This window comes from Streptomyces sp. NBC_00094 (assembly GCF_026343125.1).
Lineage (GTDB): Bacteria > Actinomycetota > Actinomycetes > Streptomycetales > Streptomycetaceae > Streptomyces.
On sequence record NZ_JAPEMB010000001.1, the window covers coordinates 1058740 to 1077581 of the forward strand.

General features: G+C 71.6%; 20 protein-coding genes. 13 read left to right on the forward strand and 7 right to left on the reverse strand.

Annotation, left to right across the window (positions count from 1 at the left end; all coding sequences use genetic code 11):
* Positions 1–37: 37 nt before the first annotated feature.
* Positions 38–745 (reverse strand): NAD(P)-dependent oxidoreductase, encoded by a 708-nt coding sequence (locus tag OG580_RS04375; protein WP_267042313.1) that lies wholly within the window; start codon positions 743–745, stop codon positions 38–40.
* 129 nt (positions 746–874) lie between these two features.
* Here OG580_RS04375 and OG580_RS04380 point away from each other — a divergent pair, with 129 nt between their 5' ends.
* Positions 875–1630: a TetR/AcrR family transcriptional regulator gene (locus OG580_RS04380; RefSeq protein WP_267042314.1), complete on the forward strand. Its 756-nt coding sequence runs from the start codon at positions 875–877 to the stop codon at positions 1628–1630.
* Positions 1631–1709: 79 nt separating this feature from the next.
* Here the strand turns inward: OG580_RS04380 and OG580_RS04385 are convergent, their stop codons facing one another.
* A complete protein-coding gene (locus OG580_RS04385) occupies positions 1710–2501 on the reverse strand; it encodes a metal-dependent hydrolase (protein WP_267042315.1) in 792 nt (263 codons plus the stop codon).
* Positions 2502–2633: 132 nt separating this feature from the next.
* On the opposite strand from OG580_RS04385, the gene OG580_RS04390 reads away from it, so the two are divergent.
* The 3 genes from OG580_RS04390 (at position 2634) to OG580_RS04400 (ending at position 6664) form a co-directional block, all read left to right on the forward strand.
* Positions 2634–5147: an RNA helicase gene (locus OG580_RS04390; RefSeq protein WP_267042316.1), complete on the forward strand. Its 2514-nt coding sequence runs from the start codon at positions 2634–2636 to the stop codon at positions 5145–5147.
* Between the two features lie 12 nt (positions 5148–5159).
* A complete protein-coding gene (locus tag OG580_RS04395) occupies positions 5160–6053 on the forward strand; it encodes an acyl-CoA thioesterase II (RefSeq protein WP_267042317.1) in 894 nt (297 codons plus the stop codon).
* Between the two features lie 143 nt (positions 6054–6196).
* On the forward strand, positions 6197–6664 hold the full coding sequence (locus tag OG580_RS04400; protein ID WP_267042318.1) for a GNAT family N-acetyltransferase: 468 nt from the start codon (positions 6197–6199) through the stop codon (positions 6662–6664).
* Positions 6665–6672: 8 nt separating this feature from the next.
* Here the strand turns inward: OG580_RS04400 and OG580_RS04405 are convergent, their stop codons facing one another.
* The gene (locus OG580_RS04405) at positions 6673–6897 is read right to left on the reverse strand and encodes a DUF6011 domain-containing protein (RefSeq protein ID WP_267042319.1); all 225 of its coding nucleotides are present in this window, start codon (positions 6895–6897) and stop codon (positions 6673–6675) included.
* Between the two features lie 37 nt (positions 6898–6934).
* Between OG580_RS04405 and OG580_RS04410 the strand changes: the two genes are divergently transcribed.
* Positions 6935–7417 carry a glutathione peroxidase gene (locus OG580_RS04410; RefSeq protein WP_267042320.1) on the forward strand — a complete coding sequence of 161 codons (483 nt, stop codon included), beginning with the start codon at positions 6935–6937 and terminating at the stop codon, positions 7415–7417.
* 68 nt (positions 7418–7485) lie between these two features.
* Here the strand turns inward: OG580_RS04410 and OG580_RS04415 are convergent, their stop codons facing one another.
* Positions 7486–8859, reverse strand: coding sequence for a cytochrome P450 (locus OG580_RS04415; RefSeq protein WP_267042321.1), 1374 nt, complete (start codon positions 8857–8859; stop codon positions 7486–7488).
* 143 nt (positions 8860–9002) lie between these two features.
* Here OG580_RS04415 and OG580_RS04420 point away from each other — a divergent pair, with 143 nt between their 5' ends.
* Positions 9003–9470, forward strand: a complete 468-nt coding sequence (locus OG580_RS04420; RefSeq protein WP_267042322.1) for a VOC family protein — start codon at positions 9003–9005, stop codon at positions 9468–9470.
* A gap of 47 nt (positions 9471–9517) precedes the next feature.
* Here the strand turns inward: OG580_RS04420 and OG580_RS04425 are convergent, their stop codons facing one another.
* Entirely contained in the window at positions 9518–10735 is a 1218-nt protein-coding gene (locus tag OG580_RS04425; protein ID WP_267042323.1) for an acyl-CoA dehydrogenase family protein, read from the reverse strand.
* Between the two features lie 164 nt (positions 10736–10899).
* Between OG580_RS04425 and OG580_RS04430 the strand changes: the two genes are divergently transcribed.
* A complete protein-coding gene (locus tag OG580_RS04430) occupies positions 10900–11547 on the forward strand; it encodes a TetR family transcriptional regulator (RefSeq protein ID WP_267042324.1) in 648 nt (215 codons plus the stop codon).
* Positions 11548–11605: 58 nt separating this feature from the next.
* On the opposite strand, the gene def is transcribed toward OG580_RS04430, so the two are convergent.
* The gene (gene def / locus OG580_RS04435) at positions 11606–12172 is read right to left on the reverse strand and encodes a peptide deformylase (RefSeq protein WP_267042325.1); all 567 of its coding nucleotides are present in this window, start codon (positions 12170–12172) and stop codon (positions 11606–11608) included.
* 125 nt (positions 12173–12297) lie between these two features.
* Between def and OG580_RS04440 the strand changes: the two genes are divergently transcribed.
* The 5 genes from OG580_RS04440 to OG580_RS04460 all read left to right on the forward strand — a co-directional run bounded on the left by OG580_RS04440 (position 12298) and on the right by OG580_RS04460 (position 16941).
* A complete protein-coding gene (locus OG580_RS04440; RefSeq protein ID WP_267042326.1) occupies positions 12298–13545 on the forward strand; it encodes a MurT ligase domain-containing protein in 1248 nt (415 codons plus the stop codon).
* Between the two features lie 19 nt (positions 13546–13564).
* Positions 13565–14293 carry a type 1 glutamine amidotransferase gene (locus OG580_RS04445; RefSeq protein ID WP_267042327.1) on the forward strand — a complete coding sequence of 243 codons (729 nt, stop codon included), beginning with the start codon at positions 13565–13567 and terminating at the stop codon, positions 14291–14293.
* A 146-nt stretch (positions 14294–14439) separates the two neighbouring features.
* Positions 14440–15465 carry a 6-phosphofructokinase gene (locus OG580_RS04450; protein ID WP_267042328.1) on the forward strand — a complete coding sequence of 342 codons (1026 nt, stop codon included), beginning with the start codon at positions 14440–14442 and terminating at the stop codon, positions 15463–15465.
* Between the two features lie 115 nt (positions 15466–15580).
* On the forward strand, positions 15581–16531 hold the full coding sequence (locus OG580_RS04455; RefSeq protein WP_267042329.1) for a cytochrome c oxidase assembly protein: 951 nt from the start codon (positions 15581–15583) through the stop codon (positions 16529–16531).
* A gap of 188 nt (positions 16532–16719) precedes the next feature.
* Positions 16720–16941, forward strand: a complete 222-nt coding sequence (locus OG580_RS04460; RefSeq protein ID WP_267042330.1) for a hypothetical protein — start codon at positions 16720–16722, stop codon at positions 16939–16941.
* A 51-nt stretch (positions 16942–16992) separates the two neighbouring features.
* Here OG580_RS04460 and OG580_RS04465 read toward each other — a convergent pair whose 3' ends face one another.
* A complete protein-coding gene (locus tag OG580_RS04465) occupies positions 16993–18021 on the reverse strand; it encodes a DUF3048 domain-containing protein (protein WP_267042331.1) in 1029 nt (342 codons plus the stop codon).
* An 80-nt stretch (positions 18022–18101) separates the two neighbouring features.
* Here OG580_RS04465 and OG580_RS04470 point away from each other — a divergent pair, with 80 nt between their 5' ends.
* A complete protein-coding gene (locus OG580_RS04470; protein ID WP_267042332.1) occupies positions 18102–18821 on the forward strand; it encodes a 1-acyl-sn-glycerol-3-phosphate acyltransferase in 720 nt (239 codons plus the stop codon).
* Positions 18822–18842 lie beyond the last annotated feature (21 nt).

Here is an 18842-nt window from a genome sequence, read left to right on the forward strand (position 1 = left end):
CGGCGGCTGGGGCGCGCCGGTCGGCGCGCCCCGGCCCTCAGTAGCCGATCGTGAAGCGGCGCTGGACGAAGCGGGGCAGCTCCGCCTCGTCGACGAGGGCCACGGCCGCGTCCTCCGCCGAGACGCGACTGCGTCCCTCGGCGTCCCGTACCGGCTGGTCCTCGCCGATGCGGAAGCGGCCGGTGCGCTCGCCGGGTGCGATGTCCTCGGCGGGGCTGAAGTAGGTCCACCGGCGGTTCGAGGTGCGCAGCACGTTCAGGGCGTCCCGGTGGCCGCGTACCGCTGCCGCGTAGTCACGGGGCAGTCCGACCGAGTCGAGGGTCTCGTGGAGGCGGTCCTCCGCGTCCGCGAGGACGAGCCCCGGCTCGATCTCCAGGCTGCCGGCACCGCCGATGACGATCAGCCGGGTCCTGGGGTGCGTCTCCAGGGCCTTGAGCAGGGCGCGGGCCGCGGCGGCGTAGACGGTGGCGTCGGCGATGGAGCGCCGCACGGTGTCGTCGAGGTCCCGGGCGGCGTTGCCGGGCTGGAAGGCGCTGATCAGGACGTCGAGTCCGGGCAGAACGGCGGCGATGCCCTCGGGGTCGAGGACGTCGAGGCTCGCCCAGGTGATGTTCTCGCGGGTCTCTCCGGCCGCCGCCTCGGTGGCGTCGCGGCCGAAGGCCCTGATGTGGTGCCCGCGCTCCAGGGCCTCCGCGACGACGCGGCTGCCGATGGTGCCGGTGGCTCCGATGACTCCGATGCGCATGACTCTCCCCTGTGTTCACCGCTCTGGCTGTGTCCACCACTCTGGCGTACGCCGTGAGAAAACTATACGCCGTGAAGTTCACGGTGTGCAGTTTTCATACGCCTCTCAGTAGAGCGGTAGGGTTCCCGGATGACCGGGACATCGGAAGCACGGACAGGAAAGCCCCCGGCCGGCCGGGGGCGCCGCGAGCGGCTACGGGCCGAGACGACGGCCGAGATCAAGGAGACCGCCCTGCGGCTGATGGCCTCGGGCGGGCCCGACGCGATCACCCTGCGGGCCATCGCCCGCGAGATGGGCATGACGGCCAACGCCATCTACGGCTACTTCGCCACCCGCGACGACCTGGTCACCACGCTCATCGACGACGTGTACTCCGCGCTCGCCGACGACGTGGACGCGGCCTGGGCACAGGCCCCCGCGGGAGACCCGGCCGCCCGCGTCCTGGCCTGGGCCCGTGCCTTCCGCGCCTGGGCCCTGGCCAACCCCGAGGGCTTCCGGCTGGTCTACGGCGACCCCGTCCCCGGCTACCGCGCCCCCGAGGACGGCCCCGCCCCCGACGCCGCCCGCCGGGTGTGCACCGGGCTCACCGCGCTCGCCGCTGCCGCCTGGCCGTACGCCGAGCCCCTCTACCGGGACAGCTCGTTCACCTGGTCCGACTTCGACGCCGGGCTCCTCGACAAGGTGCGCCCGGCCTTCCCGGAACTGCCACCCGCCGCCGTCGCGCTCGCCCTGCGCATCTGGGGGCACCTGCACGGACTGGTGGCCCTGGAGGTGTACGGCCATCTCGGGCGCCAGACGGCCAGCCCCGACAAGCTCTTCCAGGAGGAACTGGTCCAGCTGGTCAGGACCCTGGGCGTCCCCCGGGCCGACTCCCCGGAGCGCTGACCGACCCCGCGGAAGAAAAGAACCAGGGCCTGTCCGGCGGATCATGGCCGGACAGGCCCTGGCAGGAAGCCGGGAGGCCCTACAGGAAGCCGAGCGCCGAGGCTCCGCCGACCCCGCCGAGCAGCATGAAGACGGGCATGAGGACCTTCAGCTCGACCCAGCTGCCGGCCCGGAAGCGCATCCCCTTCGGCGGGCCGATCGGGTACCAGCGCTTGCGGCCCACCGGGATGGGCCACAGGATCGGGCAGCCCGAGACCGTCAGGGCGTCGCCGATGTCGTGGACGAGGGCGCCGAGGACGATCGGCAGCCCGAGCCACAGGTACTCCTGGCCCGGGCCGGTGAAGAACCAGTCCGCGCCGTTGCCGGGCTTGTCGAGGACGCCCGCGAGGATCCAGGCGCTGGTGGCGCCGAGCAGCCACACCAGGACGTCGCTGGACATCCGGGCCGCCCGCCACAGCAGGCCTTCCACGGCGAGGACCAGATGGACGAAGAGGATGGCCAGGACCGCCCACCGGCCGCCGGTGACCGCCGCGACGGAGGCTCCGGCGCCGATCAGGACGGCCCAGAGCCAGGTGTGGGTGAGCGTCCGGTGCCCGCCGGACCTGCGGGGGTCGGCGGAGGAGCGGGTGGCCTTGTAGACGGCGTACGAGAGCTTGTCGACGATCTCGCAGAGGCCCTTGGAGACCGGCCCGAAGGCGCGGGAGATCGTCGCCGACTTGTGGTCGAGGTCGGGGGCGAGGGCGGCCCCCGCGCAGATGAGCGCCCCGACGAGGAGAACGGGCCACGGCATCGGGCGGTCGAAGGCGGCGGCGGCCGCTCCCACACCCAGCCAGGCGGCCGCTCCGGACAGTGAGTGCGCCGGTCCCATCATGGTTGCTGCCGCCCCGTTCGTCGTACGCCGGCGCTCAGTTGACGACCGGTCGACGGACGAGCCTATCGTCCGTGATCAAGGACGTCTGCGGCCGGTTCCCTCATCCGAGCGGAATCCAGGCAAGATGGGGGCGTGACCCTTATCGATCAGCTGCCGCCGAACGCCGACCCCGACGCCCTCTTCGAGGCCTTCTCCTCATGGGCCGAGGACCAGGGCATCACGCTCTACCCGGCCCAGGAGGAGGCGCTGATCGAGGTCGTGTCCGGGGCGAACGTGATCCTGTCGACCCCGACCGGCTCGGGGAAGTCGCTGGTCGCTGCGGGGGCGCACTTCACGGCGCTCGCCAACGACCAGGTCACCTTCTACACGGCGCCGATCAAGGCGCTGGTGTCCGAGAAGTTCTTCGACCTGTGCAAGCTGTTCGGTACGGAGAACGTCGGCATGCTCACCGGCGACGCCTCCGTGAACGCGGACGCGCCGGTGATCTGCTGTACGGCCGAGGTGCTCGCCTCGATCGCGCTGCGGGACGGCAAGTACGCGGACATCGGCCAGGTCGTCATGGACGAGTTCCACTTCTACGCCGAGGCGGACCGCGGCTGGGCCTGGCAGATCCCGATCCTGGAACTGCCCCAGGCGCAGTTCATCCTCATGTCGGCGACGCTCGGCGACGTGTCGATGTTCGAGAAGGACCTGACGCGGCGGACCGGAAAGCCGACCTCGGTGGTCCGCTCGGCGACGCGGCCCGTGCCGCTCTCGTACGAGTACGAGCTCACGCCGATCACGGACACCCTGACGGAGCTCCTGGAGACGAAGCAGGCTCCCGTCTACATCGTCCACTTCACGCAGGCGCAGGCCGTCGAGCGGGCGCAGTCGCTCATGAGCATCAACATGTGCACGCGCGAGGAGAAGGACCGGATCGCCGAGCTCATCGGCAACTTCCGCTTCACCACCAAGTTCGGGCAGAACCTCTCGCGGTACGTCCGCCACGGCATCGGCGTCCACCACGCGGGCATGCTGCCGAAGTACCGGCGGCTCGTCGAGAAGCTGGCCCAGGCCGGTCTGCTGAAGGTGATCTGCGGGACGGACACGCTCGGCGTCGGCGTCAACGTGCCGATCCGTACCGTGCTGTTCACGGCCCTGACGAAGTACGACGGCAGCCGGGTGCGCACGCTGCGGGCCCGTGAGTTCCACCAGATCGCCGGCCGGGCCGGCCGGGCCGGCTTCGACACGGCCGGTTACGTGGTCGCGCAGGCCCCCGAGCACGTCATCGAGAACGAGAAGGCGCTCGCGAAGGCGGGCGACGACCCGAAGAAGCGCCGCAAGGTCGTCCGCAAGAAGGCCCCGGAGGGCTTCGTCGCGTGGAGCGACACGACCTTCGAGAGGCTCATCGCCGCCGAGCCGGAGCCGCTGACCTCGCGCTTCAAGGTCACCAACATCATGCTGCTCTCGGTGATCGCCCGGCCGGGCAACGCCTTCGACGCGATGCGCAAGCTCCTGGAGGACAACCACGAGCCGCGCAAGGCGCAGCTGCGGCACATCCGCCGGGCCATCGCGATCTACCGCTCGCTGCTCGACGGCGGTGTGGTGGAGCAGCTGGACACCCCGGACGCGGAGGGCCGCACGATCCGGCTGACCGTCGACCTCCAGCAGGACTTCGCGCTCAACCAGCCGCTGTCGACGTTCGCGCTCGCCGCCTTCGACCTGCTGGACCCGGAGTCCCCCTCGTACGCCCTCGACATGGTGTCGGTCGTCGAGTCGACGCTCGACGACCCGCGTCAGATCCTCGCGGCGATGCAGAACAAGGCGCGCGGCGAGGCCGTCGGGCAGATGAAGCGTGACGGCGTCGAGTACGAGGAGCGGATGGAGCGGCTCCAGGAGATCTCGTACCCGAAGCCGCTGGAGGAGCTGCTCTGGCACGCGTACGACGTGTACCGGAAGTCGCACCCGTGGGTCGGCGACCACCCGGTGTCGCCGAAGTCGGTCATCCGTGACATGTACGAACGGGCCATGACCTTCACCGAGTTCACGTCCTGGTACGAGCTGGCGCGGACCGAGGGCATCGTGCTGCGCTACCTCGCGAGCGCGTACAAGGCGCTCGACCACACCATCCCGGACGATCTGAAGACCGAGGACCTGGAGGACCTGATCGCCTGGCTGGGCGAGATGGTGCGGCAGGTCGACTCCTCGCTGCTCGACGAGTGGGAGCAGCTGGCGAACCCCGAGGTCCAGACGGCCGAGGAGGCCCAGGAGAAGGCCGACCAGGTCAAGCCGGTCACGGCGAACGCCCGCGCCTTCCGGGTCCTCGTGCGCAACGCGATGTTCCGCCGGGTGGAGCTGGCGGCCCTGGACAACGTGGACGCGCTGGGTGAGCTGGACGCGGAGTCCGGCTGGGACGCGGACGCGTGGGGCGACGCGATGGACGCGTACTGGGACGAGTACGACGACCTGGGTACGGGGCCGGACGCGCGCGGCCCGAAGCTCCTCGCGATCGAGGAGGACGCGGCACACGGACTGTGGCGCGTCCGGCAGACCTTCGCCGACCCGAACGGCGACCATGACTGGGGCATCAGCGCGGAGGTGGATCTCGCGGCCTCCGACGAGGAGGGCCGGGCGATCGTGCGTGTGACGTCCGTCGGCCAGCTGTAAGGAGAAGTGACGGTGACCAATCCCGCCGAGAGGCTCGTCGATCTGCTCGATCTGGAGCGGATCGAGGTGAACATCTTCCGGGGGCGCAGCCCTCAGGAGTCCTTGCAACGGGTCTTCGGCGGGCAGGTCGCCGGGCAGGCCCTGGTGGCCGCCGGCCGCACCACGGACGGCGAGCGCCCGGTGCACTCGCTGCACGCCTACTTCCTGCGGCCGGGGCGGCCCGGGGTTCCGATCGTGTACGAGGTGGAGCGGGTCCGGGACGGGCGGTCGTTCACGACCCGCCGCGTCACGGCGGTCCAGGAGGGGCGGACGATCTTCAATCTGACGGCCTCCTTCCACCGGCCCGAGGAGGGTGCCTTCGAGCATCAGCTGCCGCCCCGGCACCTGACCGACCCGGACAGCCTGCCGAACCTCGCCGACGAGATCCGCGAGCACCTGGGCGCGCTGCCGGAGGCCCTGGAGCGGATGGCCCGCCGCCAGCCCTTCGACATCCGGTACGTGGACCGGCTGCGCTGGACGAAGGAGGAGGTCAAGGGCGCGGACCCGCGCTCCGCGGTGTGGATGCGGGCCGTGGGGCCGCTGGGCGACGACCCGCTGGTCCACACCTGCGCCCTGACGTACGCCTCGGACATGACGCTCCTGGACGCGGTCCGTATCCCGGTCGAGCCGCTCTGGGGACCTCGTGGCTTCGACATGGCCTCCCTGGACCACGCGATGTGGTTCCACCGGCCGTTCCGCGCCGACGAGTGGTTCCTGTACGACCAGGAATCGCCGATCGCGACCGGCGGCCGGGGGCTCGCCCGGGGCAGGATCTACGACCGCGAGGGCCGGCTCCTGGTCTCGGTGGTCCAGGAGGGCCTGTTCCGGCCGTACGTCCCCCGGGACGAGGAGCACGGCGCGACGTGACCGACGGCCCCGGGCGGCCGGTGGTCAACCGTCCGCCCGGGCGTTGCGGGGTCCCCGCCTTGGACACCGTGGCAGGGCACACCGGCGTTCGCGTCCACCATGATCGGATCTTCGCCCTGTTCCACGATTCGCCCGAGGAAAGCATGAACACCGTGTCGACCGGCATCACGATCCGCGCCGCCCGCGCCGAGGACTTCCCGCAGTGGCGGGCCCTCTACCAGGGTTACGCCGACTTCTACGAGGTCGAGCAGACCGAGGAAGCGGCCGAGCGCGTGTGGTCGTGGGTGAACGACCCCGGCCACGAGGTGAACGCCCTCGTCGCCGAGGACGGCGAGGGCCGGCTGATCGGCCTCGCCCACTACCGTCCCTTCTCCCGGCCGCTCTCGGCGACCACGGGCGGCTTCCTCGACGATCTGTTCGTCGCCCCGGACAGCCGCGGCTCCGGCGCGGCCGACCTGCTGCTCGGGGCCCTGCGCGAGATCGCCGCCGAGCGCGGCTGGAGCGTCGTCCGCTGGATCACCGCGGACGACAACCACCGGGCCCGCTCCAAGTACGACCAACTGGCGACCCGCACCATGTGGGTGACCTACGACATGGCGCCCGGCGCCTGACACGGTCCCTACGGGGCCTGGTCGAAGCCCGGGAGGCTGTCCTGTGCCACCTCGTGGCGGCGCGAGCGGATGTCGGGGCCGGGCGGGTGGAGCTTGGCGTCGCAGGTCGGTCCGAGGCCCGTGCGACGGGAGTCGGTGCCGGTCAGGGGCCGGCCGCAGAGGCGGCAGCACACCCGGGGAGGTCTTTCCTCCGGTGCGGAATCGATCGCGATGGCCAGTGGTTCGTCTCCCATGGGGAGATCAAACCCTATTTCCGACGAGGAGCAGTCCATGAGCCTGTACGACATCCCGCTGAAGACCCTGACCGGCGAGCCGGTCTCGCTGGCCGACTACCGGGACCGCGCGGTGCTGGTCGTGAACGTGGCCTCGAAGTGCGGTCTGACCCCGCAGTACGCGGGTCTGGAGCGGCTGCAGAAGGAGTACGGGGAGCGCGGCTTCACCGTGCTCGGTGTGCCCTGCAACCAGTTCGCGGGCCAGGAGCCCGGCAGCGCGGAGGAGATCCAGAGCTTCTGCTCGGCGACGTACGGGGTGTCGTTCCCGCTTCTGGAGAAGGCGGACGTGAACGGCGACGCCCGCCACCCGCTCTACTCGGAGCTGACGAAGGTCGCGGACGCCGAGGGCGAGGCCGGTGACATCCAGTGGAACTTCGAGAAGTTCCTGATCGGCCGGGACGGCCGGGTCACCCGCTTCCGTCCGCGCACCGAGCCGGAGGCCGCCGAGGTCGTCGCCGCGATCGAGTCGCAGCTCGTCTGACGCGGGAAACGGCCCGCCCCCGGACAACGGAATCCGGGGGCGGGCCGTCCGCGTCTCCGCAGGCCTCCCTAGACCGTCCTGGGGCGGAGTCGGCAGCGGGCCGGGCCCGCCGCCTGGAGGGTGATCGCGGGGGCCACGGGGACCTCGGCGTCGACGGCCTCGAAGCCGTACCGCTGGAGCATCATCGCGAGGGCGATCACGGACTCCAGCATCGAGAAGTGCTGGCCTATGCAGGCGCGCGGTCCGCCACCGAAGGGGAACCAGGCGTACCGGGGGCGTGCGGCCTCCGCCTCGGGGGTGAAGCGGTCGGGGTCGAAGCGCTCCGGGTCCTCCCAGTAGTCCGGGTGGCGGTGGGTGACCCAGGGGACGACGATGACGTCCGCGCCCGCCGGGACGGCGACGCCGTCGATCTCGGTGGCGGCGACGGCGCGGCGGCCGATGGCCGGAGCGGCCGGGAAGAGCCGCATGGACTCCTTGAGGACCTGTGTGACGTACGGCAGGGAGTCGAGGTCGGCGGCGCCGGGGGTGCGGCCGGCGAGTACCCGGTCGACCTCCTCGTGGGCGCGGCGCTGGGCCTCGGGGTGGCGGGCCAAGAGGTGGAGGGCGAAGCCGAGGGAGGTCGCGGTCGTCTCGTGCCCGGCGAGCAGGAAGACGAGGACCTGCTCGCGCAGTTCGGTCGCGTCGAAGCTGCCGTCCTCGGCGCTCTCGGCCTCGGCGAGGAGGGTGAGCAGGTCCTCCCCGTCGCCGGGGGCCCGCCCCGCGCCGCGGCGCTCGGCGATGATCCGGTCGCAGACCTCGTACAGCGCCCGGTGGACGGCGGCGGCCTTGCGGTTGCCGGGTGTGGGCCACCCGCGGGGCGTGTTGAGCGGGGAGTAGCCGCGGCGGAGCACATAGGCGCCGAGTTCGGGGAAGCAGCGTTCGACGACCTCGACGGCCGTGTCGACGTCGGTGCCGAAGAGGATGCGGGCGACGGCGCGGAGCGCGAGCCGGGCCATCTGCTGGAGGACGTCGACGGTGTCGGTGGCCTCCTTCCGCCACTCCTCGGTGAGGGTGGTGACCTCGGCGGCGACCGCGGCGGCGTAGCCGTCGACGCGGCGCTTGGTGAAGAGCGGCTGGACGAGCCGGCGCTGGCGGAGGTAGTCCTCGTCCTGGCTGGTGAGCAGGCCGTTGCCGAAGGACTCGCGGATCTCCTGGTAGAAGGCGTTGTCCTTGCGGAAGTTGGCCGCTTCCCCGGCGAGCACCTGCTGGACGCCCTCGGCGGAGAAGACCCCGTAGACGGTGGCGCGGATGCCGGGCGGCCCGGCGGTGATCCGTACGACGTCGCCGTGGTCGCGCCGGGCGCGGAGGAAGGTGCCCAGCGAGTCGTTCTTGAGGTCGAACATGGAGCCGAGGAGCGGTAGTCCCGCGAGCTCCGGCGCCTCGGCGCTGGTGGTGCTGGCCATGATCGGTTCCCCCTTGGTCGTCACCGGCTGGGCGATTCTGCCCCAGGAAGTGACCCACGGGTAGCCCGGGCTGAACACCCGTCCGAATTCGGCTGGTTGGTTCGCCCCGGGCGGCTGTCAGTGCCGTCTGGGAGGCTCGCTCCATGGACCGACCCGAGCTCACGCTGCAGCTGACCATCGACTGCGCCGACCCCCGGCGCCTGGTGCCCTTCTGGCAGGAGGCCTTGCGGTACGTCCCCGATCCGCCGCCCGCGGGACACGCCACCTGGCGGGAGTACTGGCGGGCGATCGGCGTGCCCGAGGAGGAGCTGGGCGAGGGCGCCGGGGAGCTGCCCGAGTCCCTCGTGGACCCGAAGGGCGTGGGCCCCCGGGTCTGGTTCCAGCGGGTCCCGGAGCCGAAGACCGTCAAGAACCGCGTCCACCTCGACCTGAAGGTCGGCGGCGGCCGCGAGGTCCCGCTCGCGGTGCGCCGGGAGCGCGTGGACGGGGAGGTGGCCCGCCTGACGGCGATGGGCGCCACGATCCTGTACGCGATGGACGAGCCGGACGGCATGGACTACTACGCGGTGGTGCTCCAGGACCCGGAGGGCAACGAGTTCTGTCTGGTGTGAGCGGGACGGCCCGAAGCCGTCCCGCCGCCGCGTCGGCTACGTGCCGGCTACTTCGCGAGCGCGCGGCTGATGACCATGCGCTGGATCTCGCTCGTGCCCTCGAAGATGGTGTAGATGGCCGCGTCGCGGTGCATCCGCTCCACGGGGTACTCGCGGGTGTATCCGTTGCCGCCGAGGATCTGGATGGCCTGGCCGGTGACCTGCTTGGCGACCTCGCTCGCGTACAGCTTGGACATGGAGCCCTCGGCCGAGGTGAAGGGCTTGCCGGCGGTCGCCATCCAGGAGGCGCGCCAGACGAGGAGCCGGGCCGCGTCGATCTGGGTGCGCATGTCGGCGAGCTGGAAGGCGATGCCCTGGTTCTCGATGATCGGGCGGCCGAACTGGACGCGGGTCTTCGCGTAGTCGAGGGCGACCTCGTACGCGGCGCGGGCGGTGCCGACGGCCATGGCGCCGACCGCCGGGCGGGAGGCCTCGAAGGTGGCCATGGCGGCGTTCTTCACCCTCTCGCCGCCACCGGCCTTCGCCTTCTCGCGGGCCCGGGCGAGGCGCTCGTCGAGCTTGTCCTTGCCGCCGAGGAGGCAGTGGCCGGGGACGCGGACGTCCTCCAGGACGACCTCGGCGGTGTGGGAGGCGCGTATGCCGTGCTTCTGGAACTTCTGGCCCTGCGAGAGGCCGGGGGTGTTCGGCGGCACGATGAAGGAGGCGTGGCCCCGGGAGCCGAGTTCGGAGTCGACGACGGCGACGACGACGTGCACGTTGGCGATGCCGCCGTTCGTCGCCCAGGTCTTGGTGCCGTTGAGGACCCACTCGTCCTTGGCCTCGTCGTACACGGCCCGGGTGCGCATGGCGGCGACGTCCGAGCCGGCGTCGGGCTCGGAGGAGCAGAAGGCGGCGACCTTGACGTCGTTCGCGTCGCCGTACATCTGCGGGACCCAGGTGCCGATCTGCTCCTCGGTGCCGTTGGCGAGGACGCCGACGGCGGCGAGACCGGTACCGACGATGGAGAGCGCGATGCCGGCGTCGCCCCAGAAGAGCTCCTCCATGGTCATCGGGACGCCGAGGCCGGTCGGGTCGAAGAACTGCTGGGCGTAGAAGTCGAGGGAGTAGATGCCGAGCTTGGCGGCTTCCTGGATGATCGGCCAGGGAGTCTCCTCGCGCTCGTCCCATTCGGCCGCCGCGGGACGCATGACGTCGGCGGCGAAACCGTGCAACCAGTCGCGGACCTGCTTCTGGTCGTCGTTGAGCTCGAGCGTGAACTCGGCCATGGTTCCCTCCCAGCAGTATGTTACTTGCGGTAACACCAGTCTGTTACCGACGGGTACGGGCTGTCAACCTGCAGCGGAGCGGTTCGGGCCGCCCGGCACCGAGTGCCAGGCGGGTGTTACGTTGCGACAGCCTCACGGAATCGCACGGGCGGGGAGAAACGCTTATGGACATCACACACCGGACCACCGATCAGCAGAAGCCCGCGGAGCAGCGGCGCCGTGAACTGCTGGAGGCGGCGGACCGGGTGGTGCTCCGGGACGGGCCCAAGGCCTCCATGAACGCCATCGCGGCGGAGGCGGGCATCACCAAGCCGATCCTCTACCGGCACTTCGGCGACAAGGGCGGCCTCTACCGTGCCCTCGCCATCCGGCACACGGACGCGCTCCTCGCCGCGCTGCGGGCCGCGCTCGACGCGCCCTCCGACCGGCGCCGCCGCGTCGAGTCGACGCTCGACACCTACCTCGCCTCGATCGAGGCGATGCCCCAGGTCTACCGCTTCCTCATGCACCCGGCGGAGGAGTCGCACCAGTCCGAGCAGGGCTTCGACGTCGGCCGCCACTCGGCCCCGCTGCTGCGCCGCATGGGCGAGGAGCTCGGCCAGGTCATCGCCGAACGCGTCGACCTCGGACCCGGCGCCGAGGTCCAGGCCCGGATCTGGGGCCACGGCATCGTCGGCATGATGCACGCGGCCGGCGACTGGTGGCTCGGCGAGCGCCCCTGCTCCCGAGCCGAACTGGTCAGCAGCCTGGCCGACCTCCTCTGGGGCCGCCTGGCCATGGCCGACGACCTGCCCGGCGGGCCGGGCTTCTAGAAGCCCGGTTCGCCTCCGGGGCGCTCCAGCCGGACTCACGGCCCCGGGGCCGGCCGGTTCAGCGCGCGGCCTCCAGTACGGACGCGCCGCCGCCCCACGGCTGCTTGCGGATCGTGCGCAGCAGACGTGACTTGCGCCACCCCGTCACGTGGTCGGCGTAGACCCCGCCCTCCAGGTGGTCGGTCTCGTGCTGGAGGCAGCGGGCGAAGAAGCCCGTGCCCTCGATCCGTACCGGCGTGCCGTCCATCCGTACGCCCTCCACCACCGCACGGTCGAAGCGCGGCGTCGGCGCCTCCAGGCCCGGCAGCGAGAGACAGCCCTCCGGGCCCGGGATCACGTCGCCGTCCGCTTCCACCAACGTCGGGTTCACCACATGGCCCAGGTGGCGCGTGTCCTCGTCGTCGGGGCAGTCGTAGACGAAGACCCGCAGGCCCACACCCACCTGGTTCGCCGCCAGGCCCACGCCGTGCGCCGCGTACATCGTGGCGAACATGTCCTCGACGAGCCGGGCCAGTTCGGGGCCGAAGTCGGTGACGGGCGCGCAGGGGGTGTGCAGGACGGGGTCGCCGAGCAGAGTCATCGCTCGGACGAGGCCGGAACTGCCGGGGATGGGGCGGTTTCGCATGGCCGTAAGGGTACGGTCCGCTGTGACCAGGCTGTTTCGCGCACCTCTCGGCGGTGCCGCTGTTCGGGCTGCTGGCCGGATCTCGATAGGCTGAGCCCGGACCGACGCAAGGAGGAACAAGAACGATGTCAGGACACCCCGGTAATCCAGAGCCGCTTTCGCCGCGCGCCAAGCTGGCCGTGACGGCGGGCAAGGCCGCGGCCGCGGTGTCGCGTGCGGCCGGTCGCGGCAGCGGATCCGTGATCGGCGGCAAGGTGGCGCTGAAGCTCGACCCGGATCTCCTCGGGCGGCTCGCGCAGCACCTGGACGTCGTCCTGGTGTCGGCGACCAACGGCAAGACGACGACGACCCGGCTGATCGCCGAGGCGCTCCGCGCCGCCGGCCCCGTGGTCTCGAACGCCCTCGGCGCGAACATGCCGGCGGGCATCACGTCGGCGCTGGCCGGCGGCTCGGACTCCAAGTACGGCGTCATCGAGGTCGACGAGAAGTACCTCGCCGGCGTCGCCCGCGACACCACGCCCAAGGTGATCGCGCTGCTCAACCTCTCCCGCGACCAGCTCGACCGCGCCGCCGAGACCCGGATGCTCGCCGAGAAGTGGCGCGAGGGCCTCAACGGCACCAAGGCCGTGGTCATCGCCAACGCCGACGACCCGCTCATCGTGTGGGCCGCCTCCTCCTCCCCCAACGTGGTGTGGGTGGCCGCGGGCCAGGAGTGGAAGGACGACGCCTGGTCGTGCCCCGCCTGCGGCGGTGTGATGCAGCGCCCGGGCGACGACTGGTTCTGCGGCGAGTGCGGCTTCCGCCGCCCCGCGCCGAGCTGGGCGCTCAGCGGCGACCACGTGCTCGACCCGCACGGTTCGGCCTGGCCGATCCGCCTCCAGCTGCCCGGCCGCGCCAACAAGGCGAACGCCGCCACCTCCGCCGCGGTCGCCGCGGTCTTCGGGGTGCCGCCGCAGGTGGCCCTGGAGCGCATGTACCAGGTGCAGGCCGTGGCCGGACGCTACGACGTCGTCTCGTTCCAGGGCCGCGACCTGCGTCTGCTGCTCGCGAAGAACCCGGCCGGCTGGCTGGAGACGTTCTCCCTCATCGACGCGCCGCCGACCCCGGTGATCCTCTCCGTCAACGCGCGCGGCGCCGACGGCACGGACACCTCCTGGCTGTGGGACGTGGACTACGGGCGGCTCGCCGGCCACCCGATCATGGTGATCGGCGACCGGAAGCTGGACCTGGCGGTCCGCCTGGAGGTCGCGGGCGTGGACTTCCGCGTGTGCGAGACGCTCGACGAGGCCGTCACGATGGCCCCGCCCGGGCAGATCGAGCTGATCGCCAACTACACCGCCTTCCAGGACGTCCGCCGCCGCGTCGGCAACTGACCCGTAGAGGACTTGCAGCATGAGTGACAGCAGCCTGCGCCTGGTCTGGGTCTACCCGGACCTGCTCAGCACCTACGGCGACCAGGGCAACGTCCTCGTCGTCCAGCGCCGCGCCGAGCAGCGCGGCCTCCACGTCGAGCGCGTCGACGTCCGCAGCGACCAGCCGGTGCCGACCTCCGGCGACATCTACCTGATCGGCGGCGGTGAGGACCGTCCGCAGCGGCTCGCTGCCGAGCGGCTGCGGCGCGACGGCGGCCTCAGCCGGGCCGCGTCCAACGGCGCGATCATCTTCTCGGTCTGCGCCGGCTACCAGATCCTGGGCCACGAGTTCATCAACGACCTCGGTGAGCGCGAGGCCGGTCTCGGTCTGATCGACGTGATCTCGACCCGTGGCGAGGGCGAGCGGTGCGTCGGCGACGTCCTCGCGGACATCGACCCGCGGCTCGGCCTGCCCCAGCTGACCGGGTTCGAGAACCACCAGGGCATCACCCATCTCGGCCCGACGGCCCGGCCGTTCGCCCGGACCGTCTTCGGCAACGGCAACGGGACCGGCGACGGCACCGAGGGCGCGTACAACGACACCGTCTTCGGTACGTACATGCACGGACCCGTCATGGCCCGGAACCCGCAGATCGCGGACCTGCTCCTGAAGCTGGCCCTCGACGTGAACGCGCTGCCGCCGACCGACGACCGGTGGTACGAGGCGCTGCGCGCCGAGCGCATCGCGGCGGCCACGCAGCCCGCCTGATCCCCGCTCACGGGCTCGTACGAACGTACGGTGTCCACTGTGCGGACATCCGTTTCGGCCCCGCCACCCTGCACCGATAGGGTGGCGGGGATCCAGCCGGACGACGTGGTCCGGGAGTCGGCCCACGTTGCAAAGGTTTTTGGGCTATGCGCATTGGTGTGCTCACCTCCGGCGGAGACTGCCCCGGTCTGAATGCCGTCATCCGTTCCGTCGTGCACCGCGCCGTCGTCGACCACGGTGACGAGGTCATCGGCTTCCACGACGGTTGGAAGGGCTTGCTGGAATGTGACTACCGCAAGCTCGACCTCGACGCGGTGGGCGGCATACTCGCCCGCGGCGGCACCATCCTCGGCTCCTCGCGGGTCCAGCCCGCGCACCTGGTCGGCGGCGTCGAGCGCGCCCGCGGCCACGTCGCCGACCTCGGCCTCGACGCCATCATCCCGATCGGCGGAGAGGGCACGCTGAAGGCGGCGAACCTGCTCTCCGAGGCGGGCCTGCCCATCGTCGGGGTCCCGAAGACCATCGACAACGACATCGCCTCCACCGACGTCACCTTCGGCTTCGACACGGCCGTCACCGTGGCCACCGAGGCCCTCGACCGGCTGAAGACGACCGCCGAGTCCCACCAGCGGGTCCTCGTCGTCGAGGTCATGGGCCGGCACACCGGCTGGATCGCGCTCCACTCCGGCATGGCCGCCGGCGCTCACGCCGTGGTCGTCCCGGAGCGCCCCTTCGACATCGACGAGCTGACCGCCCGGGTCGGGGCGCGGTTCGAGGCCGGCAAGCGCTTCGCGATCGTCGTCGTCGCCGAGGGCGCGAAGCCGCGTGAGGGCTCGATGGACTTCAAGACCGCGGGCACCGACATCTACGGCCACGAGCGGTTCACCGGCATCGCCAACCAGCTCTCCGTCGAGCTGGAGCAGCGCCTCGGCAAGGAGGCCCGCCCGGTCATCCTCGGCCACGTCCAGCGCGGCGGTACCCCCACGGCGTACGACCGCGTCCTCGCGACCCGCTTCGGCTGGCACGCGGTGGAGGCGGCGCACCGCGGCGAGTTCGGCATGCTGACCGCGCTGCGCGGCACGGACATCGTCATGGTGCCGCTGGCGCAGGCCGTCGAGTCGCTCAAGACGGTCCCGGAGGACCGCTACGCCGAGGCGGAGTGCGTGCTCTGAGCGGCGCCATGAGGTGACGTCGTGAAGTGAGAACCGCCCCCGGTCGCAGTCGCGGCCGGGGGCGGTTCTAGTCTGGTGCGGACAACAAGCGCGAATCGGGCTCCAGGAGTACTAGATGGATCACAGCGGGCACGGCATGACCACGGATCTGCCGCCGTTCACGCTGGGGCGGGGCCTGGAGTTCTCTCCCGACCTCTTCTTCCTGATCGGCTGCCTCGCGGGGCTCGGTCTGTACGGCTGGGGTGTGGCGCGGCTGCGCCGGCGCGGTGACGCGTGGCCTGTGAGCCGGACGGTGTTCTTCACCATCGGCGTGCTGACCATCGCCCTGGTGATGTGCACCAAGCTCAACGACTACGGCATGGTCATGTTCAGCGTGCACATGGTGCAGCACATGGTGATCTCCATGCTGTCGCCGATCCTGCTGCTGCTCGGCGCGCCGGTGACGCTGGCGCTGCGGGCGCTCCCGGTGGCCGGCCGGGGGTCGACGGGGCCGCGTGAGCTGCTTCTGAAGCTGCTGCACAGCCGGTACATGAAGGTGATCACGCACCCCGGTTTCACGATCCCGATGTTCATCGCGAGCCTGTACGCGCTGTACTTCACGCCGCTGTTCGACTTCCTGATGGGGTCGAAGCCGGGGCACATCGGGATGATGGTGCACTTCCTGATGGTCGGTGTGGTCTTCTTCTGGCCGATCATGGGCGTGGACCCGGGCCCGCACCGGCCGGGTTACGTGATGCGGATGCTGGAGCTGTTCGCGGGGATGCCGTTCCACGCGTTCTTCGGCATCGCGCTGATGATGGCCAGCGAGCCGATGGTCAAGGCGTACCAGAACCCGCCGGCCTCCCTGGGGATCGACGCCCTCGCCGACCAGAACGCGGCGGGAGGCATCGCCTGGGCGTTCAGCGAGATCCCGTCGGTGCTCGTGCTGATCGCGCTGGTCTTCCAGTGGTACCGCTCCGAGCAGCGGCAGGCCGTCCGCCTGGACCGGGCAGCCGACCGGAACGGGGACAAGGAGCTGGAGGCGTACAACGCGTACCTGGCCTCGCTCCGGACCCGGAGCCAGTGAACGGCCCGATGAACGGCCCGATGAACGGCCCGGTGCACATCCTGGTGAACGGCCCTGTGCACGGACCCGTGGTCGACCGGGTGACCGCTCCGGCGCACGCCGGAGCGTCCGGGGAGTAGCGCGTGCCCCCCTCCCGGGGTCACGATGGGCTGGACAGCTTCCGCGGCCCCGGTCGGCAGGAGGGTGGAATGATGTCCGGTTCCACGAAGACGATGGCGGCGCTCACGGGCGCGGCTCTGGTGCTGACGACGACCTACACGGTGGCGCTCGGCAGCAGTGGCTGGCTCTGGTTCGGCCTGGTGGTGCTGATCGTGGCGACGATCGGGATGGCGGCGGCCGACAGCGCGGCCCCGGCCGCGCCGCGCACACGGCGCCCGCCGGACGGCCGGCCCGGTACGACGCAGCCCTGAACCGCGGCCCCGCCGTTCCCTGGTGTATCCGGGTCGTCCTCGCCTCGCGCGCTACCCGCGCGGGGCGAGGACGACCCAGGTCTGCCCCGGGGCGAAGGCGAGGGGCTTGCCGTCCGGGGTGGTGAAGGTGGTGCCCGAGGCCGTCGAGGGCCGTGACCAGCGAGCCTCGTACGACCGGCCGTCGCGGAGCACGAGCGCGCTGCCGCTGCCCGTGGTCTCGGTGTACGGGGAGACCGAGCCGTACCGGTCCTGGAAGTCGGACGGCCGGATGGTGACGCGCTGGACGACGACCGTCTCGGGGGTGAGCGGTCCGGTGTCGGTGGCGCGGGCCTCGCGGCCGTCCATCGCCACCCGCCAGGCGCTGTCGGCCGCGGACCAGGTGAAGGTGTAGCGAGCCGCCGGGAAACGGACGGTCGAGGAGTCGACCGGGGTGCCGCCGACCGGGGCGGCCCCGAAGCGGAAGCCGACGTCCCGGGCGTTCTCGGCCCCCGGGTCGGTGGCGAGGGCGCGCGCGGGGCGCAGGTAGAGGTTGTGCGGGGCGGCCCGGTCCGGAGAGCGCCGGAAGACCTCCGGGGCGGTGGTCTCGGTGACGAGGTGCAGCGGTGCGGCCTCCAGCAGGGGGGTCAGGGCGGTCTGGGCCCCCGAGTAGCCCAGTACGGGCCGGCCGAAGGCGGCGAGGAGGGCGATGTCGGACTCGCGGGCGCTGCGGACGGGGCCGGTGAGTTCGGGGAGGCGGGAGGAGTAGACGGCCAGGAGCCGGGTGACCCCGCCCTCGACCTGTTCGACGTAGACGAGGTCGGCCTCGCCGAGGCCGGTGTGGGGCCGGGCCGCCGCCACGTTGTCGATCTTGACCGCGAGCACCGGGGCAGGTCGCGCGGGGAGTCCGGTGAACGGTGACCGGCCGGTGGGCGCGGGGGCCGAGGTGGCGGGCGAGGCGGTGGGCGTCGGCGTGGGGGCCGGGTCCTTCGGGCCCTGTCCCGAGCAGCCGTACAGACCGGCCGCCGTCAGCGCGCAGAGCAGCGCGGTGAGGACGCGGCCGGGGCGCCCGAGGGGTGTCCTGTCTCCGCGCTCGCCTGTCATGGTGACGCTCCCCCACCAGTGGACCACGGGCCCTGGTGGGGATACAACGGGCGTGACGGACAGACGAACGGGGGCCGCGGGTGTTCTACCACCTGATGAAGTACGTACTGCTCGGTCCGCTCCTCAGGCTGCTCTTCCGGCCGCGGATCGAGGGGCTCGAACACGTCCCGGAGGAGGGCGCGGCGATCGTCGCGGGCAATCACCTCTCCTTCTCCGACCATTTCCTGATGCCGGTCGTGCTCGACCGGCGGATCACCTTCCTCGCGAAGCAGGAGTACTTCACGGGGCCGGGGATCAAGGGGCGGCTGACGGCCGCCTTCTTCCGGGCCGCCGGTCAGATCCCGGTGGACCGGTCCGGTAAGGAGGCAGGGCAGGCGGCGATCCGTGAGGGGCTCGGCGTCCTGGACAAGGGCGAGCTGCTCGGCATCTATCCCGAGGGGACCCGTTCGCACGACGGACGGCTCTACAAGGGCAAGGTGGGGGTGGCGGTGATGGCGCTGACCGCCGGGGTGCCGGTGGTGCCGTGCGCGATGGTCGGCACCTTCGAGATCCAGCCGCCGGGGAAGGTCGTGCCGCGGATCCGCCGGGTCACGATCCGCTTCGGGGCGCCGCTGGACTTCTCCCGCTTCGCGGGGTCGGCGGGCGAGCGGGCCGTGGTCCGCGCGGTGACCGACGAGATCATGTACGAGATCCTGCGGCTGTCCGGGCAGGAGTACGTGGACGCGTACGCGGCGGTGGTGAAGGCGGCGGAGGCGGGGAACGACGTACCCGCGCGAAAGTTCCGCCGCCGGGAACGCTGACGGCGGATCCGCGCACGGCGC